Below are 23,546 nucleotides of genomic sequence, written 5' to 3' on the forward strand. Positions count from 1 at the left end.
TCCAAAACAATCCAGCTTCCGCGGTATGGGTCCCCGCCTTCGCGGGGACGACAGCGGAGTTTGTGGCGGCCGCTTCAGCTCGAAGCCGCCGGAGCCGAATGAACTACACCCCCTGCAGCACGAAGCGGCGGTCGAGCTTCTGCACCGGGCGGGCGTTCATCGGATACAGCTTGGCGAATTTCGCCACGTCCGCTTCCGCGACCGAGACCGGCTCGCTCAACAGCAGCCATTCGACCACCTCTGAGCAGGGCGGCGTCGTCAGCGAGCCGGCATAGCGATAATAGGAGCGGCGTGCCGGCAGCATCATGTTGGGGTTGATGCGCGGATCGGCCTTGACCGCGGGACCCTCCTTGTCCGGCATCGTCGCGACGATCTGCGCGAAGGCGGGGTTGGGACGCCCGGTGGTCATGAGCACACCGACGACGGCGAGGCCGCCGGAGGCGGCGCGGTGCACGAAATGCGCCTCCATCGGATAGTTCTTGCCGCCGATCTGGTGCTCGCTCGGACGATGGAAATGCACCTGCAGCAGCTTGTAGGTGGTGCCCTCGAGCTTCATGGTGCTGCTGCCATCGGCGAAGTTGAGCTGGATGGTGTGGCCGTTGTTGACGATGGTGTCGGCGGTCCTGGCCCAGTTCAGCCTGAAGTCGGGCAGCTGGGCCCGGGTCGAGTGCTCGATGTCGATGGGCGATTGCTGGGTGCCGACGCCGCAGACCTTGTTGGCCGCGTCGAGATCGCCCCATTTGGCCGGCCCGGTCGCGCCCTCATAGCTCCAATGCGGGGCGCCTTCGGCGGCAAAGCCCGGGGTAGCGCAGACGGGGCAGAGAGCGAGCCCCGCAAGGGCCTTCAAGACGTGGCGGCGGTCCATGACAATCTCCAAAGGTTCAAGCGTGGGCATGATCGGTTGCGAATCGCGCGCAACAGGAAAGCCGAATCAGGTTAACTCTTGCTGAGGAACCGGTTGCATCCCCGCGACCTCGCATCACTCGGATACAACCTGAGCGGGTCGGCCGCCGGACTGTCCTGGGCAAACGATGCTTGAGTTCGCTGCCCCCTGCCGATACGGTCGGCCGCTCCCGAAAACATCAGCAAACTCAAGCTCAAGCCAGGACCGCGCAAAGGTGCCCAAAATCTACAAAATCTGCTCAGCTTCGGCCTGGCGCGAGGCGGAGCGGCTGGGCGTCTACCGTGGCAGCGCGGACGATCTGCGCGACGGGTTCATCCATTTTTCGACCGCCTCCCAGGTGCCGGAGACGGCGCGGAAGCACTTTTCGGGACAGAGCGCGCTGTTCCTGGTCGAGGTCGAGGCGGACGCGCTCGGCCATGCGCTGCGTTGGGAGCGTTCGCGCAATGACGAGCTGTTCCCGCATCTGTATGGCGAGCTCGATCTCGGCGCCGTGACCGGCGTTCACCAGATGCACAGCCGTGCCGATGGCGGCCACGACATTCCGGACCTCAAGCCGTGATTCGCGCCTTCGACCAGCTTTCGCTGCCGCTGCTCCGCTGGCTCGACGCCGAGGATGCGCACCGGCTTGCCATCCAGGGCCTGAAGCTGCTGCCGGCGATCAAGCCGCGACCGGATGATGCCAAGCTCGCGGTGCGCGCCTTCGGCCTGAACTTCCCGAATCCGGTCGGCATGGCCGCCGGCTTCGACAAGAACGCCGAGGTGCCGGACGCGCTGCTGCGGCTCGGCTTTGGCTTCGTCGAGATCGGTTCGGTGACCCCGCGGCCGCAGAGCGGCAATCCGCGCCCGCGGCTGTTCCGGCTGGAGCGCGACGAGGCGGTCATCAACCGCATGGGTTTCAACAATGACGGCGCCGAGATCGTGCTGCGGCGCCTGGCCGGGCGCGCCCACCAGGGCGGCATCGTCGGCGTCAATGTCGGGGCCAACAAGGATTCGGTCGACCGTGTCGCCGACTACGTCCGGCTGATCGAGACCTTCGCGCCGGTGGCGAGCTATTTCACCGTCAACATCTCCTCGCCCAACACGCCGGGCCTGCGCAACCTGCAGCAGGCGTCTCAGCTCGACGAGCTGCTGTCCAAGGTGCTCGAGGCGCGCGACCGCGTGCGGCGGAAAGCCGGCGATACGCCGGTCCTACTCAAGATCGCACCCGATCTCAGCCTCGCCGAGCTCGACGACGTCGTCCATGTCGCCCGCTCGCGCGGAGTCGACGGCATGATCGTGTCGAACACGACACTCGCCCGGCCCAGCTCGCTGCGCGAGCAGTTGCGCGCCAAGGAGCAGGGCGGCCTGTCCGGGCGGCCGCTGTTCCGGCTATCGACCCGCATGGTGGCCGAGACCTTCGTGCGCGTCGAAGGTGCGTTCCCGCTGATCGGCGTCGGCGGCATCGACACCGGCGGCGCCGCGCTCACCAAGATCCGCGCCGGCGCCAGCCTGATCCAGCTGTATTCCTCGCTGGTCTACAAGGGCCTCGGCCTGGTCGAGAGCATCAAGGCCGACCTGACCTCGACCCTGCTGCGCACGGGACGCGATTCGCTGTCGGAGATCGTTGGTGCGGACGCCGCGACGATCACCGCCGAGGACTGGCCGGTTTAGATGCGCTTGATCTTCGGCGAAGAGTGTAGGGCGAGCGGGGTCGCAAAGCGCGCTGCGCGATACAGCGCCCCCTACAAACTCTCTTTGTTGCCGAACGACGCCCGCAGCAGCGCCGGATAGCGTGCGGCCTGGAAGCCGCCGCGCGCCGCGTAGAAGCTGAGCATCGCGATCCACAGGCCCGTATTGCCGAAGCCGCGCAGCGCCAGCCAGGTGCCGAGGAAGACGACCAGCGCCGCCACCATGAGGTTGCGCATGTCGCGCGCCCAGGTGGCGCCGATATAGACGCCGTCGAATGCGAAGGCGAATACCGACAGCAGCGGCGACGCCACCACGAACGGCAGATAGTCGCGCGCCGCGCGGCGCACCGCATCGCTTGCCGTCATCACGTCGATCAGCACCGGCCCGAACAGCGCGAAGATCGCGGCCACCGCGAGCGCGAAGCCGAAGCCCCAGGCAAGCACCAGCCTTGTGGCGCCGGAAAAGGCGCCGCGGTTGCGCGCGCCGAACGCATAGCCGCAGAGCTGCTCGGCGGCGTTGGCGAGGCCGTCGAGGAAGAACGCGGCCACCAGCAGGAAATTGTTCAGCACCGCGTTGGCGGCCAGCGTCGTGTCGCCGGCGCGCGCGCCCTGTGAGGTGAAGAACAGGAAGGCGACGATCATCGCCGCAGTGCGGATCATGATGTCGCGGTTGACGGCCATCATGTGCATTAGCTTGGCGCGGTCGAGCAGCGCCGCGCGCGACATCCGGGCGTCGGCCTTGACCAATCGGCGCGCCAGCACGAGGCCGATCGCGACACCGACCGTCTCCGCGATGACGGCGGCAATCGCCGCGCCGGCGATGCCGGCCTGCAGCACCTGGACGAACAGGATGGTCGCGGCCATGTTGATCAGGTTGATCGCGACCTGAATGGCCAGCGCCAGCCGTGCGCGCGCCAATCCGACGAGCCAGCCGAGCAGCACGTAGTTGGCGAGCGCCAGCGGCGCCGACCAGATCCGGACCATGAAGTAGGTGCGGGCCGCGCCGAGCACGGCGTCGCTGCCGCCCATGAGGTCGAAGATGATTGCCCCCAGCGGCAGTTGCAGCGCGATCAGGCTGACGCCGATCAGCGCGGCCAGCGCCAGGCCGCGGATCAGGACCATCAGGATCTCGTCGGTCTCGCCGGCGCCGAGCGATTGCGCGGTGAAGGCGAGCGTGCTGGCGCGCAGGAATGCGAACAGCCAGAACAGGCAGTCGAAGATCACCGAGGCCATGGCGACGCCGCCGAGCATGGCCGCTTCGCCGAGCCGGCCGATCGCCGTGGTCGAGACGATGCCGATCAGCGGCGTCGTCAGGTTGGCGATCATCGCGGGACCCGCGATGTCGAACACCTGCGCGGTCGTGACTTTGGCTGAAGCGGTCAAGAATGGCCCGTTGATTGGCGGAGCGCGCGGCACGCGCGTTCCTGCCGTTCTTAGCGGCCTTTCGCGCCTCCCGGCTAGAGGTCGATGCTCATGCCGTCATGCGCGGCCACATGGCCGATGCGGTCCAGCCGGCCCAGCATGTCGTCGCTCATATGGGTGAGCACCAGCCGCTTCGGCCGGATAGCATCGAGATGCGCCTCCAGCACCGCGAGGCTGAGGTGGTTCTTCACCGCCTTGTCGTAGGTGTAGGCCTCGGCGATCAACAGGTCGGCGTTGCGGCCGAGCGGGATCAGGCTCTCCGTCCATTCGGTGTCCGCGGTGTAGGCGACGACCTTGCCCTCCGCCTCGATCCGGTAGCCGAGAAACGGCCCGCCCGAACTGCCGTGGACGACTGGAAACGGCGTCACGCAGACCTCGCCGAAGCGCGTCGTCTGCTCCGGTTCAAGCTCGATCACGGACAGCTCGAATTTCCGCGGCGTGCGCGACGAATGCTCGAACAGCGCTTCCATCACCTGCGTCAGCCGCGCCGTGATGCCGGCGGGGCCGGCGATCACCAGCGGCAGCGTCCGCTTCGAAAACTGCGCGTCGAGCAGCAGGAAGGGAAGCCCGGCGAAATGATCGCCATGGAAATGCGTGATCAGGATCAGTTCGATGGCGTTGCTGGCGATGCCGAGCCGCTTCAGCGCCGGCAGCGACGAGGCGCCGCAGTCGATCAGAAGGTTCGTCTGCGCGCCGGTCAGATGGAAGCAGGTGTTGGAGTTGCCGCCCGAGCCGAACGCGTCACCGCAGCCGACGAAGCGGAGCTGCATCGGCTGTGGCTCTCTATCGGCCGCGCGGGGCGAACAGCCGCGACAGGAGCCAGACCGGGATCACGATCACCGCGCCGAGCAGGAAGTAGCGCCACAGCCAGTTGAAGGCGTCGAAGCCGAGCTCGTAGAGCCGGATGAACAGCAGCCGGATGCTGTGCAGGATGTTCAGCGGATCGAAGCCGATCGCCGACAGCACGACGCCGACCAGGATCGACAGCAGTACCAGCCGGAACGCCACCGACAGCGGCGAGCCGCCGAGAAAACGGTACAGGCCATCCGAGCTGCGGGCGCGGGCCGGATAGTCCCTGACGTCGTTCGACATGGCATCGTCTCCAGGCGGGTTCGTCGGATTCGCGATCCCGATTATAAGGCACGGCAGGGCAGGTGGGGAACCCGGCTCAGCGCCGCAAGCCTGTTACCGGCAATTAATGTTCCCGGCGCTGTCACGCCGGCGCCTCGCTCTTCAACATCCGCTCCAGGGTCTCCAGCCGGTCGGCCTCGCGCGGCGGCTTGTCCCAGCGCAGCCGGCTGATGCGCGGAAAGCGCATCGCGATGCCGGATTTGTGCCGCGGCGAGCGCTGCAGGCCCTCGAACGCCACTTCGAGCACGAGCCCCTGCTCGGGCTCGTGCACGACATGCCGAACGGGACCGAACTTCTCGGTGGTGTTGCGGCGGACGAAGCGGTCGATCTGCAAGAGCTCCTCGTCGGTGAAGCCGAAATAGGCTTTGCCGACCGGCACGAGCTGATCTCCGCCGTCTCCCGCCGTCCAGACACCGAACGTGTAGTCGGAGTAATAGGAGGAACGCTTGCCGTGGCCGCGCTGAGCATACATCAGCACGGCATCGATGATGTGCGGATCGTGCTTCCACTTCCACCATTGTCCCTTGGGCCGGCCGGGCAGATACAGCGCGTCGCGCCGCTTCAGCATCACGCCTTCCACCGCGTCGGCATCGTCTCCTGCGCCGGCAGATGCGGGATTGGCGCGCGCGGCCTTCAGCTCGTCCCAGGTGGAAAACGCGATGGTCGGCGACAAGTCGACACGCGGTTCGTCGAGTCGCTTGATGAAAGCCTCGAGCCGTTCACGCCGCTCGGCGAACGGCAGCTCACGCAGATCGTTCTCCTCGTCGCCGAGCAGGTCGTAGGCGCGCAGGTGGATCGGGTACTCCTTCATCAGCTTCGGTGACACCGTCTTGCGGTTCAGCCGCTGCTGCAGCACGTTGAAGCTCTGCACGCGGTGATCGCGCACCACCAGCAGCTCGCCGTCGAGCGCGCCGGGCAGGTGCAGCGACGGCAAAAGGTCGGGAAAACCAGCGGTGATGTCCTCGCCGCTGCGCGAATACAGCCGCGTGACGATGCGGCCATCGGTCTCGCGGCCGCTCACCGCCTGCACGCGGATGCCGTCCCACTTCCATTCCGCGATGTAGTCGGCCGCGTTCATGCCGGCGAAGTCGTCGTCCTCGACGGCATGCGCCAGCATCACCGGCCGGAACGGCGCGGGATCGCGATTGACCGGCTTGTCGCCGCGGCCTTCCAGCCAGGCGAACAGGTCGAGATAGGGCGGCGACAGCCCCGGCCATATCAGCTCGACCTCGTGCGGGTCCTTGTCGCCGAGCGCGGCCGCTGCGGTCTTGGCCAGGCGCGCGGAGATGCCGATGCGCAAAGCGCCGGTGACCAGCTTCAGCAGTGCCCAGCGCCCGGTCTCGTCGAGCTCATCCAGCCATTGCGCGAGTTGCCGCGGCATCTCGGTCTTGCCGAGGGTGCGCAAGGTGGTGACAACCTCGGTCAGCGTCGGCGGTGGCGGGTCGTTGTGGCCGGGTGTGGGGTCCCTCGTGAGACCGCCCGTGGGGTGCCCCCCTCCCTGCCCCTCCCCCACAAGGGGGGAGGGAACGGAGAGAGCGGCTGTGGGGGACGAGAGACGTGAAGGGGGAGCGATGCTCGATGCAGACCGAGACAGCAACTCCGAACGCGTCAGCGCTCCCTCCCCCCTTGTGGGGGAGGGGTGGGGAGGGGGGTACCCAGGAACGAGCTGCTGATGATGCGCCCTGTCCTTCGGCCACATCAGCGCGACGGTCTCCGAGAGATCCCCCACATAATCATACGACAGCGCGAACAGCACCGGATCGGTGCGCGCGGCGATCAGGTCGCGGATCAGCGCCGGCTTGGCGTGCTTGAACGACAGCGCGCCGGTGAGCGCACCAAGCGCGTAGCCGCGATCGGGATCCTCGACCTCGCGGAAGTACGACGTCAGCAGCCGCAGCTTGTTGTTGCGGCCGGGCTCATAGGCGAGGCGGTCGAGCAACTCGGCGAAGCGGTTCATGCCTCGGCGTCCTCCGTGGCCACCACCTCGCTTTCCTCCTCGTCGCCGTAGCCGACCAGATCGAGCGGCCGGGCCGCGGGTCCCTTGGCTTGGCACCAATGCACCAGCGCGTCCTCCTGCCCATGGGTGACCCACACCTCGCCTGCGCCGGTCGCGGCGATGGTGGTGGTGAGCCCGTCCCAGTCGGCATGATCCGAGATCACCAGCGGCAGCTCGATGCCGCGCTGCCGGGCCCGGGCGCGCACCCGCATCCAGCCCGAGGCGAAGGCGGTGACGGGATCGGGAAAGCGGCGGGTCCACAGATCGGAGGTCGCACTCGGCGGCGCCAGGGTGATGGTGCCGGCAAGCTCGGCCTTCTTGACGCCCTTCACGGGCCGGAGCTCGCCGAGCGCGATTCCCTTGTCTTGATAGTAGCGCGTGATCTTGTCCATCGCGCCGTGCAGGTAGATCGGCCGATCATAGCCGGCCTCGCGGATCAGCGCGATGACACGCTGCGCCTTGCCGAGCGAGTACGCGCCGACCAGGTGCGCGCGCTCGGGAAACAGCACCACCGAGGCCAGCAGCTTGTTCACCTCCAGCGCCGCGTCGCCGTGACGGAACACGGGCAGGCCGAACGTTGCCTCGGTGATGAAGACGTCGCATTGCACCAGCTCGAACGGTGCGCAGGTCGGATCGCGCGCATCCTTGTAGTCGCCGGAGGCGACGATGCAGGTGCCGCCGCAGGACACCTTGATCTGCGCCGAGCCCAGCACATGGCCCGCAGGGTGGAAACTGACGGTGACGTCACCCAGCCTGATCCGTTCGCCATAGCCGATCGCCTGCGTGGAGCCTGCAAAGTTGTCGCCATAGCGCAGCCGCATGATGTCGAGCGTTTCCTGGGTCGCCAGCACCGCGCCGTGGCCAGCGCGGGCGTGGTCGGAATGGCCATGGGTGATCAGCGCCCGCTCGACCGGGCGCACGGGATCGATGTGAAAGCCGCCGGCCTTGCAGCAGAGGCCGGACGGAACGGGCAGCAGAATGTCTTGCGGACGCATGTGGGTCATATAGGTCATGCAAGACGCGTTTTCAGGCCGTGCCCGTTTCCATGTCGTCATGCGCGGGCTTGACCCGCGCATCCATCTCCTCGATGAGAAGTTCGCATTGACGACGATGGTTCCCATGCCCCACCGCCTGTTCCTGTCCTCCGGCGATCTGATCGCCGACCGCCGCTACGAGTTCGCCCGCGACCTGCAATTGAAGGGCGACCTGGTCGCGGCCGCCGAGGTGATGGAGCAGGCCATCGAGGTCGCCCCCAACTTCGCCTCGGCCTGGTTCGAGCTCGGCAAGATCCGTCTCGGTCTGGGCGAAACCGACAAGGCGATCTCGGCCTTCCAGAACGCCTGTGCCGCCGATCCGGATGATCGTCACGGCGCCGCCGTGCATCTGATGCAGCTCGGCGCCGCGCCGCTGTCGGACATGCCCAAGGCCTATGTGCAGTCGCTGTTCGATCAGTATGCGCCGCGCTTCGAGGCCGAGCTGACCGAGCGGCTCAACTACCGCGCGCCGGCGATCCTGTTCAAGGCGGTGCTCGCGGTGCGCGCGGCCGAGCGCAAGCCGGCCTACTTCAAGCGCGCGATCGATCTCGGCTGCGGCACCGGGCTGGGCGCGGCGGCGTTCGCCAAGAACGTCGACAGCATCATCGGCATCGACCTGTCGGCCGGCATGATCGCGGAAGCGCGCGCCACCGGGCTCTATGCCGGGCTCGAGGTCGACGACATGACCGCAGGGCTGCAGCGCCAGGACGATGCGTCTGCGGATCTCATTCTTGCTGCCGATGCGATGGTCTATGTCGGCGACCTTGGCCCGGTGTTGCGCGAGGCGCAACGTGTGCTCAGTCCGGGCGGACTGCTGGCCTTGACCGTCGAGACCCATGACGGCGACGGTGTCATCATGGGCAAGGGGCTGCGCTATGCCCATGGCGCGGAATATGTCCGTGGCGTGATCGCAGCCGCGGGATTGAAGCTGGCCCATCTCGCGCCGGCGTCGCCGCGGACCGAGGAGCAGTTGCCGGTGCGCGGGCTGGCCGTGGTCGCGGCCAGGACTTGAGTCTAGACGCTATTGAATGCGCTGCACGCGGCGTCCAATGCGGCAACTTCGCTCTTGCCGCAGCTCTCCCGATGCCAAAAAATGTCGGCAGTCTAGGGAGAGACAAAAGTGAAAAAACATCTGACCCGGCGCGATTTCTGCGCCACCGCGCTTGCGACCATCGGCGCCTCGACGATCGCTTCGCCCCATGTCTGGGCCGCCGAGAAGAAATATGATGCCGGCGCCAGCGATACCGAGATCAAGATCGGCCAGACCATTCCGCATTCCGGCCCCGGTTCGCTGTATGGCGTGCTCGGCCGTGTCGGCGAGGCCTATTTCCAGATGCTCAACGAGCAGGGCGGCATCAACGGGCGCAAGGTCAAGTTCCTGACGATGGACGATGCCTATAGCGCGCCGAAATGCGTCGAGGCGACGCGGCGGCTGGTCGAGCAGGACGAGGTGCTGGCGCTGTACGGCTCGCTCGGCACCGCGCCACAGACCGCCGTGCACAAATACCTCAACTCCAAGGGCGTGCCGCAGCTCCTGCTCAACACCGGCGCCTCGAAGTGGAACGACCCCAAGAACTACAAATGGACCATGGCCGGCCTGCCGCTGTATCCGACGGAGGCGCGCATTCTCGCCAAGCATGTGCTGAGCGTGAAGCCGGAAGCCAAGATCGGCATCCTCTATCAGAACGACGATTTCGGCCGTGACTTCCTGGGGCCGTTCAAGAAGGTGCTGGCCGACGCCGGCGGCAAGGCGCAGGTGATCATGGAGCAGACCTACGATCTCACCGAGCCGACGGTGGACTCGCAGCTGATCAACCTGTCGAAGTCGGGCGCCGACGTGTTCTACAACATCAGCACGGGCAAGGCCTCGTCGCAGTCGATCCGCAAGGTGGCCGAGCTCGGCTGGAAGCCGCTGCAGCTGCTGTCGGCGGGCTCGACCGGCCGTTCGATCCTGTCTGCCGCCGGCCTCGAGAATGCCAAGGACATCGTCGCGATCCGCTATTCCAAGGACGCCGGCGTGCCGCAATGGAAGGACGATCCCGACGTCAAGGGCTTCGAGGCGCTGCGCGCCAAGTACCTGCCCAACATCGATCCCGACAACACCATCGCCTATGCCGGCTACGGCCAGGCGGTGTCGATGGGTGAGATCCTGCGCCGCTGCGGCGACACGCTGACCCGCGAGAACGTGCTCAAGCACGCCACGACACTCGCCGGCTTCCACTCGCCCTTCTTCCTCGATGGCGTCAATTACGCCTACACGCCGGACGACTATACGCCGATGAAGACGCTCTACATCTCGATCTTCGACGGCAAGGACTGGAGCATCTCCGAGAAGCCGATGACGGAGTAGGGATTTTCCCTCCATCGGATGATGACACCGGAGCTGTGGCCGCACTCTCCGGTGTCGTCCCTGCGAACGCAGGGAACCATACCGCGGAATCTATCGGTGAGGCGTCACTGCAAGTCATCGTCCCACAAAAGCCGGTGGCTATGGGTCCCTGCGTTCGCAGGGACGACAACGGAGTTTGCTGAGGCGCCGGTGCGCTCCAACATGGGCTGGGCCGACGGCGGAGGTGGTCGAGGCAGTCGAGTGTTATCGCCCGACCCTCGACGAACCGCGCGTGACTGCCTACCTTCCCCCGGTGCCGCCCCGCGTCTCACCAGTCCCACCCGACGACAGCGCCGCGCTGCCCGACCATTTCACCGAATGGTTCGCGGCGCGCGGCTGGGCGCCGCGCGCGCATCAGCTGGCACTGCTGGAGAAGGCTCGCGCGCAACGCTCGGCGCTGCTGATCGCCCCGACCGGCGCCGGCAAGACGCTCGCCGGGTTCCTGCCGACCCTGGTGGAGCTCGGCTCCGCCGTCGCGCCGAAGCATCGTTCTGTTCTTGCCAAGACATCCGCTCTCTCCACTCCCTTCCCCCTTGTGGGGGAGCGGCGGGGAGGGGGGCCTCCGGCGGCGGTGTCGATGGTGGCACCCGGCACTAAGCCGAATGCACTGGCCGAGCTCGCGAACACGGAAAAGAGCAAGCAGACGGCGAACCGCATCCCGCGACCCGCCGGCCTGCACACGCTCTACATCTCCCCGCTCAAGGCGCTCGCGGTCGACATCGCGCGCAATCTCGAGGCGCCGATCTCCGAGATGGGCCTGCCGATTAAGGTCGAGACTCGCACCGGCGATACGCCGGTGTCGCGGCGGCAGCGGCAGCGCCGCTATCCGCCGGACATTTTGCTGACCACGCCCGAGCAGATGGCGCTGTTGCTGTCGTCCGACGATGCGCCGTTCCTGTTTTCCTCGCTGAAGCGCGTCGTGCTCGACGAGCTGCATGCGCTGGTCACCTCCAAGCGCGGCGATCTCTTGTCGCTCGCGCTGGCGCGGCTGTGGCGGCTTGCGCCGGACATGCGCATGATCGGCCTGTCGGCGACCGTCGCCGAGCCGGAGCAGCTCGCGCGCTTCCTGGTGCCGCAGCCGTGCGGCGGCATATCCGCGGCCGACGTCGTGGTCGCCGGCGGCGCCGCGCCGCCGGTGGTCGAGATGCTCGATACGCAGGAGCGGCTGCCGTGGGCCGGCCACAGCGCGCGCCATGCGCTGGCCGAGATGTACGAGCTGATCAAGCGAAACAAGACCACGCTCGTGTTCGTCAACACCCGCAGCCAGGCCGAGATGCTGTTCCAGGAGTTCTGGCGCATCAACGACGACAATCTCGCCATCGCCCTGCATCACGGCTCGCTCGACGTCGCGCAGCGCCGCAAGGTCGAGGATGCGATGTCGGCCGGCAGGCTGCGCGGCGTCGTCTGCACCTCCTCGCTCGATCTCGGCGTCGATTGGGGCGACGTCGATCTCGTGATCAATGTCGGCGCGCCCAAGGGCTGCTCGCGGCTGATGCAGCGCATCGGCCGTGCCAATCACCGGCTCGACGAGGCTTCGCGGGCGGTGCTGGTGCCGGCCAACCGCTTCGAGGTGCTGGAATGCTCGGTCGCGATCGATGCCATCGCCGACAATGCGCAGGACACGCCGCCTTTGCGTACCGGCGCGCTCGACGTGCTGGCGCAGCACGTGCTCGGCTGCGCCTGCGCCGAGCCGTTTCTCAGCGACGAGCTCTATGTGGAGGTCATCACGGCGGCCCCCTATGCGTCGCTGTCGCGCGCTGATTTCGACGATGTCGTCGACTTCGTCGCCACCGGCGGCTATGCGCTGAAGACCTATGAGCGGTTCGCCCGCATCAAGCAGGGTGCGAGGGGACGCTGGCGCGTCGCCAATCCCAAGGTGCGGCAGAGCTATCGCCTGAACGTCGGCACCATTGTCGAGGAGGCGATGCTGAAGGTGCGGCTGGTGCGCTCGCGCGGCGGGGCCAAGGGCACGACCGGCGCGATCGCGCGCGGCGGACGGCTGCTCGGCGAGATCGAGGAGGCGTTCATCGAAGGCCTCACCCTCGGCGATACGTTCGTGTTCAGCGGCGAGATCGTGCGCTACGAGGCGCTGGCCGAGGACCAGGTCTATGTGTCGCGCGCCAATGATTCCGATCCGAAGGTGCCGTCCTACATGGGCGGCAAGTTTCCGCTCTCGACCTATCTCGCCGAGCGCGTGCGCGGCCTGCTCGACGACCGCACCGCCTGGAGCGCGTTGCCGGAGCAGGTGCGCGACTGGCTGTCCTTGCAGAAGGACGTGTCGCGCATCCCGGCCCGGCGCGAGCTTTTGGTCGAGACCTTCCCGCGCTCCAACAAGCACTACATCGTCTGCTATCCGTTCGAGGGCCGGCTCGCGCATCAGACGCTCGGCATGCTGCTGACGCGCCGGCTCGAGCGGGCGCGCGCCCGGCCGCTCGGCTTCGTCGCCAACGAATATGCGCTTGCGGTGTGGGGGCTCGGCGACATGTCGCTGATGGTCAAACAGGGGCGGCTCGATCTCGCCGCGTTGTTCGACCCGGATATGCTTGGCGACGATCTCGAGGCGTGGCTCGCCGAATCCGCGCTGATGAAGCGCACGTTCCGCTCGTGCGCCATCATCTCCGGCCTGATCGCGCGGCGGTCGACGACCGAGGAGAAGACGCGCCGCCAGGTGCTGTTCTCGACCGATCTGGTCTATGACGTCCTGCGCCGGCATCAGCCCGATCACATGCTGTTGCGCGCGGCGCGCGCCGATGCCGCCACCGGCCTGCTCGATCTGAAGCGGCTCGGTGATATGCTCCAGCGCATCGAGGGGCGAATCACCCATCGGGAACTCGATCGCGTCTCGCCGCTGGCGGTGCCGGTGATGCTGGAAATCGGCCGCGAATCCGTCTATGGCGAGGCCGCCGACGAGCTCCTGGCCGAGGCTGCCGAGGAACTCGTGAAGGAAGCGATGGGGTAGATCGAGAAGCGAGGCGGACTTGCGGGGGACTTTCTGCGCATCGGGCATGATGGACGTCGCCGGCACCGCGCTGCGCGTCGATCTCTCCGGCGCGCTGGTGTGGGACGAGCTGCGCCTGCTCGTCGTCTCCGATCTGCATCTGGAAAAGGGCTCGAGCTACGCGTCGCGCGGCACCCTGCTGCCGCCGTTCGATACCGTGGCGACTCTCAATCGCCTCACAGCCGTGATCGCCCACTACAATCCGCGCATCGTGATCGCGCTTGGCGACAGCTTTCACGATCGCGATGCGCATACGCGTCTCACCGGCGACGACCGCGCCCGCATCGCCAACCTGCAGGTCGGCCGCGACTGGGTCTGGATCACGGGCAACCACGATCCGGCCCCGCGCGGCATCGGCGGCGAACTGGCCGACGCGGTCACGCTCGGCGCGGTGACGTTCCGTCACGAGCCCTCCGGCGCGCGCGGCGAGATCGCCGGCCATCTGCATCCGAAGGCGCGCGTCGCGACACGAGCGCGCACGCTGGAGCGGCGCTGCTTCGTTTGCGATGGCGAGCGCGCCGTGATGCCGGCGTTCGGCGCCTATGCCGGGGGCCTGAGCGTGCGCGACGCGGCCTTCGCCAAGCTGTTTCCGAAGCGCGCCTTCATCGCGCATGTGCTGGGAGATAGGCGCCTGCACAGCATCGCCGCGGCGCGGTGCTATTAGTTGGATGATGGAAATTCATTAGTTGGATGAGTGATCAGAGGTCGAACGGATCATTCGAAGTTGGACTGATCATGCCCGCCGCGCGCACCGCTGTGCCCTCTCCCCCGCTTGCGGGGGAGAGTTGGAGAGGGGGGCGCCAAGCGCACCGCCGTCGGAACGGCCCCTCCCTAGCCCTCCCCCGCAAGCGGGAGAGGGAACGCAGCGTCCTCGTGGCGTCATGGTCGCCGGAGCCGCGGACGAATGCCCGTCAGGCCGCCTTCGCCTGCACCTTCTCGCAGAACTCGGCCAGCCGGTCGGCCAGGCGCAGCGTCGCCGGGCTGGCGTCGGGCGAGGCGACCAGCGCGACCTCGGTGCGCTCGATCGGCGCAAAACCTTCGCGGGCCGTCAGCACGCGGTGCTCCGACTGCACGGACATGTCGGACAGAATGCTCAGCCCCATGCCGGCGGCGACCGCGGCCTGGATGCCGGCGAGGCTCGACGAGGTGTAGGCCATGTGCCAGGCGCGTCCCTCGCTCTCCAGCGCATGGATCGCGCGGGTGCGATAGATGCAGCCGAGCGGGAAGCCGATCAGCGGCAGCGAGCGGGCCTCGAGGTTGACCGGATGGCTCTTGCTGGTCACCCAATAGACCTGCTCCGGCCATGCCGCGATCGCTGCGTGTGCGTCGTCGGCACCGCGCTTGAGCAGCGCCAGATCGAGATCGCCGCGCTCGATGTCGCGCTTGAGGTTGAGGCTCTGGTCGGCGCGCACGTCGAGCCGCAGATCGGGGTGGGCGCGCGAGAACGCGGCGAGCAGCTTGGCGAGCCGGTAGGCCGCGAAATCCTCGGGGATGCCGAGCTTCACCGCGCCGTCGGGTCCGGGCCGCGCCACGACGTCGCGGGCCTCCTCGGCGAGCGCGAGCAGGCGGCGGGCATAGGACAACAGCCGTTCGCCGGCCTCGGTCGGCGTGACCTCGCGGCCGTCGCGGTTGAGCAGCGTCTGGCCGAGGTCGTCCTCCAGCCGCCGAATCTGCTGGCTGATCGTCGACTGCGTGCGGTGGACGCGCTCGCCCGCGCGGGTGAAGCCGCCGGCCTCGACCACCGAGACGAAGCTGCGCAACAGGTCCAGATCGAGCACGCGGGACCTCCATTCGGAAAACCACTGAGTGTCAGTCTATCATTTAATTTCCAAATGGGAAAGAACAGCCCTACACCGGCGGCGAAGGAGACCTCCGATGTCGTCCGTATCCTCCGTTGCCGTGAGCGCCGTGAAGTCCAACCTGCTGCCGCTCGAAATCGGCCTGTTCTGCCTGTTGTGGAGCTTTGCCTTCGTTGCCGGCAAGATCGGGGTGACCTATTGTCCGCCGCTGCTGCTGCTCGCGGCGCGCTTCTCGCTCGCCGGTGTCCTCATTCTTGTGGTGCCGGCGGTCCGGGGCGAGCTGCGCATGAGCTGGCGCGATGCGGCCGTGTTCGCGATCATCGGCATCGCCAACAACGCGCTGTATCTCGGTCTCGGCTACACCGGGCTGCAGACCGTGTCGGCGGGGCTCGGCGGCCTGATCGTCTCGGCCAATCCGGTGTTCACCGCGGTGTTCGCAGCGCTGCTGCTGGGCGAGCCGCTGACCCTGCGCAAAATCTCAGGCCTCGCGCTCGGCACCATCGGCGTCGCCATGATCGTCTGGCACCGTATGTCCGTCGGCACCGACCAGCTCGAAGGCATTCTCTATACGCTGGCGGCGCTGGCCTCGATCGTCACCGGCACCATCCTGTTCAAGCAGCTCGCCCCGCAGGGCAGCCTGTGGGTCGGCAACGGCATCCAGAACCTCTCAGCCGGGCTGGTGTTATGGCCGGTCGCGCTCGGCGTGTCGCACGTGGGCGAGATCGTGCCGAATGCGCAACTGATCGGCGCGTTCGCCTTCCTCGTGCTCGGCGGCTCGATCCTGGCCTATGTGCTCTGGTTCCATCTCTTGAAAGTATGCGGCGCGACCGCGGCCAGCGCCTATCATTTCGTGATGCCGCCGCTCGCGATGATCTTCGCCTTCCTGGTGCTCGGCGAGCACGTGGCGCTGCAGGACCTGCTCGGCGTCGTTCCCGTCGCGCTCGGGATCTATCTGGTCACGCGGGCGCCGGCCCGTACCATTGGAGCATCGTCATGAGTGTTGCGATCACCCTGATCGGCGGCCCGACCGCCCTTATCGAAATCGATGGCTTCCGCCTGCTGACCGATCCCACATTCGATGCTCCCGGCCGCTATGAATTGCCGCATGTCGTACTGGAGAAGCTCACTGGACCAGCGATGACCGCTGAGGCGATCGGGGAGGTCGATGCGGTGCTGCTGAGCCATGATCAGCACTCCGACAATCTCGACCATGGCGGCCGCGCCTTCCTGAGGCGCGCACCGCGCGTGCTCACGACGGAAGTCGGCGCAAGCAGGCTCGGTGCGCTGGCGGAAGGATTGGCGCCGTGGCAGACGACGCAGCTCAGCAAAGGCGGCAGGACATTGACGGTCGCGGCGACGCCGGCGCGCCATGGTCCCGCCGGCATCGAGCCGCTCGCGGGCGATGTGATCGGCTTCGTCCTGATCCCGCAGCACGGCGCGCCCGTCTATGTCAGTGGCGACACGGTGTTCTATGACGGCGTGGCGGAGGTGGCGCGGCGTTTCAAGCCTGGCGTCGTGATGCCTTTTGCCGGAGCGGCGCAGACACGCGGGCCGTTCCACCTCACCATGGACACCAACGACACGATCGAGACCGCGCGCGTGTTTGCCGAGGCCGCCATCGTTCCGGTTCACACGGATGGCTGGGCGCATTTCCGCCAGAGCGCACAGGACCTGCGCAAGACCTTCGATGCGCTCGGGTTCGGTGCGCGGCTGAAGCTTCTGGAGCCCGGTGTGCGGACGGTGATCGCCTCGCCACCCAGCTCCTCCCGCTGACGCGAAAAAGATCAATCCCGGCGGAACACGATCGACGCCATCCATCCCGTCATCAGCGCCATCGCGGCGGTGACGAGGCCGTAGACGAAGCCGCTCTGCCGCGCCGAGTTCGCGACGAACTGCTCGAAGCCGACCTTGACGATCTCGAACGCGGTCTCCGTCTTGGTGACCAGCGCGCCGTCGGCGAGCAGCTTGATCTCGACCTCGTAGGTGCCGATCGGCACCGCAGCGGGGAGCGGAATGCCGGTGCGGAACAGCGTTGGCGTGAGGAAGGTCACCGCGGACGTATCCTCGCGGTACAGACCGTGCTGCGATTGCAGCCGCACGAAGGCGCTGCGGAACGCGTCGTTCGGGACCACGTCGGCATAGTCGGGACCGACGCGCTGGGTCAGCAGCACGTTGTTGAGTCCGAGCTGCTGCCGGCGCAGCACCTCGGGCGCGGCCATCGCATCGAACTGGCGGTTGGCGAACAGCGCCAGATAGCCGGGCACCTTGAGGAACTGGCGCGAGTCGGTGTTGATCCAGATGCCGAACTTGCGCTCCTTGCGCCGCGTCACCATGTCGGCCCGCGGGCCCCGGACGGTGACGACGAGGTCATAGGCGGTGCGACCCGGCGGGGTCTGGACGTCCTTCTCGACCGAGCCGAACAGCACCAGCTCCTCCCCGGAATAGTTCGGCGTCACCGTCACGCGATGGTTGGAGACCGAGACGATCAGCCGCTCGGCGCGCGCCGATGCGGCGCCGGCAAGCAGCAGCATGAAGGTGAGGCTGGCGAGGCGGAGCGGCGTCATCTGCTGATCTCGGTCTCGCGGATCGTGAACAGGTCGTCGGGCTTGATCACGAGCTCGATCGCGAACCGGATGCCGACGGCGAGGATCAGCAGGCCGAGCAGCAGCCGCAGCTGCTCGCCGCGGATCATCTGGCCGGCGCGGGCCCCGAACTGCGCGCCGGTGACGCCGCCGACCATCAGGATCAGCGCCAGCACGGCGTCGACCAGATGATTGCTCATCGCGTGCAGCATGGTCGCGATCATCATGGTCGCGAGCGTCAGGACCATCGAGGTGCCGATGACGGTCGAGGTCGGCACGCGCAGCAGGTAGATCAGCAGGGGCACCAGAATGAAGCCGCCGCCGATGCCCATCACGGCGCCGAGGAAGCCGATGATGAGGCCGATGGCGATCACCGGAATGACGGAGACATAGATCTTCGAGCGCTTGAAGCGCATCTTCAGCGGCAGGCCATGGATCCAGACATGGCTGCCCGGACGCCGCACGGTCGCGACCGCGCCCTGGCGCGCGCGCATCATCGCCCGCAGACCCTCCCAGAACATCGTGCCGCCGACGCTCGTCAGCAGGACGACATAGGACAGCGCGATCATCAGATCGAGCTGGCCGAGCGACCGCAACAGGGTGAAGGTGGCGACGCCGAGTCCGGTGCCGAGCGCGCCGCCGATCATCAACACCGCGGCCAGCGAGGGATCGATGGCGCGCCGTCGCCAATAGGACAGCGCCCCGGAGAACGAGGAGGCGGCGATGTGGCTGGAGACCGAGGCGACCGCGACCGCGGGGGTGATGCCGACGAAGATCAGGAGCGGCGTCATCAGGAACCCGCCGCCGATGCCGAACATGCCGGAGACGAAGCCGACGGCCGCGCCCATCGCCAGCAACAGGAAGATGTTGACCGGGATGTCGGCGATCGGAAGATAAATCTGCATCCGCGCGGCCTCTGCGATCCTTCGAGCGAGCATCCCGCGCATGCGACGCAGGATGCCAAGCTCCTGCATAACCGAAAATGGCAGCGAAGGGATCAGTCATTCCCGCCCGAAGTCGACGTCACATCCACCGACGCCGAACGTGGGGGTCTGGGCGCTCCGTCAAAGGGCCTTGAGCGGCGCGGTCACCAGCCTCATGGCCTCGGCATCGCCCGGATCGAGCCAGCGGATGTCGCGGGTCTGCGACATCGCCTCGATGACCTGCGACGATACGCCCATGCGCGTCATGTAGCCGAGGATGGCGCCGGTGACGCGCTGGGTGTCGGCGACCGCGTCGGCGCCACGGGCCTCCGACGTGAAGCGGTGCACGCCGAGCGCCGAACCATCGAGGCCGTAGCGGGTCTGCCCGCCGGCAAAGGCGAACACGCAGGCGCTGGCGCAGAAGCCCGGACGGATGCGGCCGGCATTGTCGGCCACGCCGACGGCGGTAGCGAGTCCATGGGCGCGGATGATCTCGCCCATCAGCACCCCCTGGTCGAGGTTGCCGCCGGGCGAGGACAGCAGGATCACGTCGCCCGGCTTGAGACGGGCCTCGCTGATCCGCTCGCGCAGCCAGCCGGCCGCCGCTGGCCCGATGGGGCCGCTGACGGCGAGCACGGTGCGCCTGCCGCCCAGCCCGGCAAGCGCGGGGTCGGCGACCAGCGCCGCCGACAGACTCGGCGAGATGTACTGATCCTTCCAGAACGACCAGGCGTCGGGTCGCGACAGGTCGCGGTAGGCGCGAATGCCTCCGCCGAGCACGATTGCAACGAAGAAGATGACGGAAGCCAGCCGGCGCCATCGGAACGCCGCAGGATAGCCGTCGGTCACTTGCTGCATTCGTTGGCGAGGAGGCGGAGCAGCGGCGACGTTCGCCGTAGTCCGCGGCGGCACGCGGGGGCCCGTCGGCGACTGCAGGAAGCGCGCGCCGTCCTGTTGGTCGTTCCCCGCTGACACCCGTCGATGCTCCCTCGCGGCGCTCGTGATGATCCGCCGCGACAACCTATATCGATCGACCGCGCGACACTATGGCGGCGCGATCGCAAGCCGGGAGGATTTTTCAGGCTGTGCGCGGACGCTCGTCCATGTCGAAAGAGGGGCGCTATGCCCGTGTCAGCGCGGCGCCGTCGCAGCCGCGCGCTTCGCCAGCGCCGCCTTGGCCGCGGCTGCCTTGGCGATCGCCTGCGTGCCATCCCAGCCGCCGACGGGCGCCGGCACGTTCACGGCGTCGTCGGGCTGCGGTTCGACCGTGAAGGTCTGGATCGCGAGCTTGGCCGCGGCGAGCGACTGGACATCGAGCCGCTTGGCGACATCGTCGCGCTTGCGCCCCGCGTCGACGTCACCCTGCGCTGCGGCCAGGGTGAACCATTTGTAGGATTCGGCGAGGTTCTGTTCGACGCCGATGCCACGGGCATAGAGGATGCCGAGGTTGAACTGGCTATCGGCGACGCCGCGCTCGGCGGCCTTGCGGAACCATTGCGAGGCGCTCTTGTAGTTCGCGCCCTTGCCGCCGCCGTCGGCGTCCAGCACGGCGAGATTGTGCATCGCCTTGGCGTTGCCGCGCTCGGCGGCGACCACGTAGTAGCGGCGGGCGATGTCGGCGTCCTTCTTCACGCCGAGACCCTTCTCGTAGAAGGTGCCGAGACGGAAGACCGCCGGGATCAGCCCCGCCTGCGCGGCGCGGTCATACCACTTCGCGGCTTCCTCATAGTTCGCCGCGACGCCCTTGCCCTCGGCAAAGCGCACGCCGACTTCGTAGGCGGCGGTCGGATCACCCTTCAGGGCGGCATTGCGCAGCGCCAGTCCGCCGATGGCATCGGGCAGCTTCTCGGAGGCGGGCACCTGCACCAAGCCGAGCTTCTGGCCGTTGGCAGCGGTTGGGATCGTGCCGGTGATATCAGTGGGGACGGCAGCAGGTAATGTGGCTGGCTTTTCGACGTCCTGCGGGATCGCGAGCATTGCGATCGTCTCCGCTTCGCTCGGCATGGCCCGATTGTAGGACTGACGGTCGATCGGCGTCGGCGACGTCAACGACGGCACGCTCTGGTCGGGCGTCGTCGGCCGCGGCGACAGGCTCGGCGAGGCCGACGGCATCTGCGCGCGCGGCGCCTCGCCCTGGGTTTCCATTGGCGAGATCGGTGGCGGCGTGCTGCCGCTGTCGAGCAGCGACATCGCGAATTTGAAAGTGCCGAGCACGATCACGACGACGCTGGCCCCGACCAGGAGCGAGCGGATCTTCGACCCAATGGTCGAGACTTCCTCGTCACCCTCGGCGGTGAGAGCGAACGTCGGCTTGTCCTTGGGTTTGGCCTTGGGCTTGACAGCGTCGCTGGCGACGTCCTTGGGGAGGTCTTTCGGCGGTTCCTTGGCCTTCTCCTTCGGCTTGTCCTTCTTCGCCTTCTTGGCGTCCACGGGCTGTGCAGCCGCCGCGGCCTGCGCCGCGCGTCGCGCAGCCGCGATGAAGCTCGACGTCGACACCGGCTCCCGCTTGCCGGCGGGAAGCTCGCTCAGCGCATCCTCGGACGCGGCGATCCGCTCGGCGGGCGATGCGGTCCGGCCAGGCGGACGGGTGCCCGGTTCGAGCGGATGATCCGGCGGCAGCTCGGGGACGATGACGGCCGGGCGGGGCGCCTGTGCCGCGTGCGGCTCGAGGATGTCGGCGATCGCCTTCGGCGGAATCGGCGGCGGCATGACGGCCGCCGGCGCCTGCGCGGCGTGGAAGTCGCGCGAGGCGGCCGCGAACGCCTGTTGACCCGCGGCCGGAGCGACAATCTGTCCCGCTGGCTGCTCGGCCGCCGGATTGGGCAGCTCCGGCCGGTAGGCAGGCTCTGGCCTGGCCGGCTCGGCAGAGGCCTGGGGCGCCGGCGCGCGTGCGGCCGGCATCGGCGACTCGATTGGCGGTGCCAGCGGCGGCACCGCGGCCGGCGGGCTCGCGGTGGCGCGCACATTGCGCAGGTCGCCTTCGATCATGGCGAGGCGGTCGACGACGTGCCCCAGCGTGTTGTGGACGGCCTCGAGCGAGTCCTGGGTGTTGCGGTCGGTCTCGGTCTGGCTGAAGCGGATGTCGGACAGCTCGCGCTTGACCATGTCGATCAGGCCGCCGTCCTGCGACGTTTCGCGCTGCGACCGGCTCTCCGCCAGCGCTGCGAAGGTCGCCTGCTGCCGTTCGAGATAGCGCAGGATGTCCTGCAGGCCGTCCTCGACGCGGGTCATGTTGCCGCCGCGCGGGTCGTTGGCGGCCTCGAGCCGCTCCAGCAGATAGCTGATCCGCTGTTCGAGATGGGTGATCGCCGATGAGCCGTCGTTGCCGACTTGCAGGCGGTCGATGCGGTCGGACAGGCCGCGCAGCGCGTCCTCGATCTGGGCAGTGTGGTCGGGCGCGGCCGCCGGCGGCTCGCGGCTTTCCAGGGTCGAGGTCAGCGCGGCAATGCGCTGTTCGAGCGCCGCAAACGACTCGTGGAACGAGTCGTGATTGTCGCGCGCCTGCGTGACCTGGTCGACCTTCGACGACAGCTGGCGGAGATCGTCCGACAGCCGTTCCAGCGCGTCGTTGGAGGCGACATTGGCGACGATCGCACGCAGCGCCGCGATGGCGCTTTCGAGCTGCTGCACGGTGCCGGGGTCGTCATTGGCGCGCAGGATCAGGTCGAGCTTGGCGCCGAGATTGCGGATCGCCTCGTCATAGACGGCGAGCTGCTCGGCAGGCTTCAGCGAGCCGACGACCTCGCGGATGTCGGTCAGCGCGCGCTCGATCCCGGCCAGTGCGTGGCCGTCGACGCCGGTGTTGCGGTTCTCGTCGATACGGCGCGACAGCGAGCGAATCTCGTTCTCGATCGATTCGATCGCCCGCCGCGGCATCGCCTCGGTGATGGCGTGACGAATTTCAGAGAGCTCGTTGCGGAAGCCGGCGATCGACTGCTCGATGCCGTCGTCGGGGCGATGCAGCGCCTCGATCTGGCTCGTGATCTTCAGCAGATGGCGTTCGAGCAGCGAGAAATCGGGAGTGGGGGCTGCCGGTTGCGGCGGCGTCAGCGGCGCGCTGATCGGTGTCATCAGCGGCGCTGCTGCGGATGCCATGGCAGGCGCGGTCGGCGGCGCCTGGTGCGGCGGCAGCGGGCGCGCATTGTCGAGCTCGCTCTGGCGGGCGCTGATCTCGGCCACGGCCACGTCGAACGAACCCGCGCTGAGCGGCTGGGCGGGCCGGTAGAGCTGCGCAGCGGCGCGCTCGACGCCGTCCGGACCACGATAGCGGTCCTCGGTGTCCGGCTTGCGCAGCGGCGTCGAGATCTGTGACAGGCGGGCGTCGAGCCGCGAGATCGCGTCGTTCAGCTGACGCGCGACGCCCTGCTCGTCGCGTGGCCCATCCTTGCGCGTGACGGGCCGCGACATTTGCTCGATCTGCCGTGCGATGGAGTCGAGCCGCTGATGGATGTCGGTCACCTCGCGGGCATCGCGGCTGACGGTCGGTGTGCTGCGTGGCGCGGGGCTGCCGCGGAAATCGGGCGGGGCCGATGCGCCGAGCGTGGAGTTGATCCAGTCGTTCAGCGTCATGCCGGCGCGTTGCGCCGCGGCCTCGGCCCTTTCACGGACGGACGGGTCGATGCCTTCATTACTCCACGGTACGCGCGAATTCATGTCTCGTCCGGTTCCGCTTCCAGCGCTCCACCAAGCGCCTCCAGCCTC

General features: G+C 67.7%; 19 protein-coding genes. 8 read left to right on the forward strand and 11 right to left on the reverse strand.

Translation table 11 applies throughout. From position 1 onward, the window contains the following. Positions 1-103 precede the first annotated feature (103 nt). Positions 104-865, reverse strand: a complete 762-nt coding sequence (locus tag ACQR1E_RS27530) for a carbonic anhydrase (protein WP_315751261.1) — start codon at positions 863-865, stop codon at positions 104-106. Positions 866-1,118: 253 nt separating this feature from the next. Between ACQR1E_RS27530 and ACQR1E_RS27535 the strand changes: the two genes are divergently transcribed. Continuing rightward, a complete protein-coding gene (locus tag ACQR1E_RS27535; protein ID WP_315717953.1) occupies positions 1,119-1,463 on the forward strand; it encodes a DUF952 domain-containing protein in 345 nt (114 codons plus the stop codon). After that, positions 1,460-2,554, forward strand: a complete 1,095-nt coding sequence (locus tag ACQR1E_RS27540) for a quinone-dependent dihydroorotate dehydrogenase (protein ID WP_315717952.1) — start codon at positions 1,460-1,462, stop codon at positions 2,552-2,554. Before ACQR1E_RS27535 ends, ACQR1E_RS27540 begins: the two co-directional genes overlap by 4 nt. A 71-nt stretch (positions 2,555-2,625) precedes the next feature. On the opposite strand, the gene ACQR1E_RS27545 is transcribed toward ACQR1E_RS27540, so the two are convergent. The 5 genes from ACQR1E_RS27545 to ACQR1E_RS27565 form a co-directional block, all read right to left on the reverse strand. Next, entirely contained in the window at positions 2,626-3,921 is a 1,296-nt protein-coding gene (locus tag ACQR1E_RS27545; protein ID WP_434841904.1) for an MATE family efflux transporter, read from the reverse strand. A 107-nt stretch (positions 3,922-4,028) separates the two neighbouring features. Beyond that, complete coding sequence (locus tag ACQR1E_RS27550) at positions 4,029-4,763, reverse strand: MBL fold metallo-hydrolase (RefSeq protein ID WP_315751264.1); 735 nt, start codon at positions 4,761-4,763, stop codon at positions 4,029-4,031. Positions 4,764-4,776: 13 nt separating this feature from the next. Continuing rightward, on the reverse strand, positions 4,777-5,085 hold the full coding sequence (locus ACQR1E_RS27555; protein WP_315717950.1) for a DUF6460 domain-containing protein: 309 nt from the start codon (positions 5,083-5,085) through the stop codon (positions 4,777-4,779). Positions 5,086-5,206: 121 nt separating this feature from the next. After that, positions 5,207-7,081: an ATP-dependent DNA ligase gene (locus tag ACQR1E_RS27560; protein WP_315751266.1), complete on the reverse strand. Its 1,875-nt coding sequence runs from the start codon at positions 7,079-7,081 to the stop codon at positions 5,207-5,209. Beyond that, positions 7,078-8,124: a ligase-associated DNA damage response exonuclease gene (locus tag ACQR1E_RS27565; RefSeq protein ID WP_434897868.1), complete on the reverse strand. Its 1,047-nt coding sequence runs from the start codon at positions 8,122-8,124 to the stop codon at positions 7,078-7,080. The genes ACQR1E_RS27560 and ACQR1E_RS27565 overlap by 4 nt, the downstream gene beginning before the upstream one ends. A gap of 115 nt (positions 8,125-8,239) precedes the next feature. Between ACQR1E_RS27565 and ACQR1E_RS27570 the strand changes: the two genes are divergently transcribed. The 4 genes from ACQR1E_RS27570 (at position 8,240) to pdeM (ending at position 14,205) form a co-directional block, all read left to right on the forward strand. After that, positions 8,240-9,166 carry a class I SAM-dependent DNA methyltransferase gene (locus ACQR1E_RS27570; protein ID WP_315827973.1) on the forward strand — a complete coding sequence of 309 codons (927 nt, stop codon included), beginning with the start codon at positions 8,240-8,242 and terminating at the stop codon, positions 9,164-9,166. Between the two features lie 108 nt (positions 9,167-9,274). Further along, positions 9,275-10,504 carry an ABC transporter substrate-binding protein gene (locus ACQR1E_RS27575; RefSeq protein WP_316165587.1) on the forward strand — a complete coding sequence of 410 codons (1,230 nt, stop codon included), beginning with the start codon at positions 9,275-9,277 and terminating at the stop codon, positions 10,502-10,504. A 292-nt stretch (positions 10,505-10,796) separates the two neighbouring features. Beyond that, on the forward strand, positions 10,797-13,502 hold the full coding sequence (locus ACQR1E_RS27580) for a ligase-associated DNA damage response DEXH box helicase (RefSeq protein WP_434897869.1): 2,706 nt from the start codon (positions 10,797-10,799) through the stop codon (positions 13,500-13,502). 49 nt (positions 13,503-13,551) lie between these two features. After that, positions 13,552-14,205 (forward strand): ligase-associated DNA damage response endonuclease PdeM, encoded by a 654-nt coding sequence (pdeM, locus tag ACQR1E_RS27585; RefSeq protein ID WP_434897870.1) that lies wholly within the window; start codon positions 13,552-13,554, stop codon positions 14,203-14,205. Between the two features lie 247 nt (positions 14,206-14,452). Here the strand turns inward: pdeM and ACQR1E_RS27590 are convergent, their stop codons facing one another. After that, the gene (locus ACQR1E_RS27590; RefSeq protein ID WP_434897820.1) at positions 14,453-15,319 is read right to left on the reverse strand and encodes a LysR family transcriptional regulator; all 867 of its coding nucleotides are present in this window, start codon (positions 15,317-15,319) and stop codon (positions 14,453-14,455) included. 97 nt (positions 15,320-15,416) lie between these two features. On the opposite strand from ACQR1E_RS27590, the gene ACQR1E_RS27595 reads away from it, so the two are divergent. After that, complete coding sequence (locus ACQR1E_RS27595; protein WP_316201986.1) at positions 15,417-16,337, forward strand: DMT family transporter; 921 nt, start codon at positions 15,417-15,419, stop codon at positions 16,335-16,337. Next, positions 16,334-17,113, forward strand: coding sequence for an MBL fold metallo-hydrolase (locus ACQR1E_RS27600; RefSeq protein WP_316201987.1), 780 nt, complete (start codon positions 16,334-16,336; stop codon positions 17,111-17,113). The genes ACQR1E_RS27595 and ACQR1E_RS27600 overlap by 4 nt, the downstream gene beginning before the upstream one ends. 11 nt (positions 17,114-17,124) lie before the next feature. Here the strand turns inward: ACQR1E_RS27600 and ACQR1E_RS27605 are convergent, their stop codons facing one another. The 4 genes from ACQR1E_RS27605 to ACQR1E_RS27620 all read right to left on the reverse strand — a co-directional run bounded on the left by ACQR1E_RS27605 (position 17,125) and on the right by ACQR1E_RS27620 (position 23,498). Beyond that, entirely contained in the window at positions 17,125-17,904 is a 780-nt protein-coding gene (locus ACQR1E_RS27605; RefSeq protein ID WP_316201988.1) for a TIGR02186 family protein, read from the reverse strand. Then, positions 17,901-18,827, reverse strand: coding sequence for a sulfite exporter TauE/SafE family protein (locus tag ACQR1E_RS27610; protein WP_315717941.1), 927 nt, complete (start codon positions 18,825-18,827; stop codon positions 17,901-17,903). Before ACQR1E_RS27610 ends, ACQR1E_RS27605 begins: the two co-directional genes overlap by 4 nt. Before the next feature lie 159 nt (positions 18,828-18,986). Beyond that, complete coding sequence (locus tag ACQR1E_RS27615) at positions 18,987-19,820, reverse strand: hypothetical protein (RefSeq protein WP_315717940.1); 834 nt, start codon at positions 19,818-19,820, stop codon at positions 18,987-18,989. A 156-nt stretch (positions 19,821-19,976) separates the two neighbouring features. Further along, on the reverse strand, positions 19,977-23,498 hold the full coding sequence (locus ACQR1E_RS27620; protein WP_434897821.1) for a hypothetical protein: 3,522 nt from the start codon (positions 23,496-23,498) through the stop codon (positions 19,977-19,979). Positions 23,499-23,546: the final 48 nt, after the last annotated feature.

The sequence above is a fragment of the Bradyrhizobium sp. HKCCYLRH1030 genome (assembly GCF_051168395.1).
Taxonomy (GTDB): domain Bacteria; phylum Pseudomonadota; class Alphaproteobacteria; order Rhizobiales; family Xanthobacteraceae; genus Bradyrhizobium.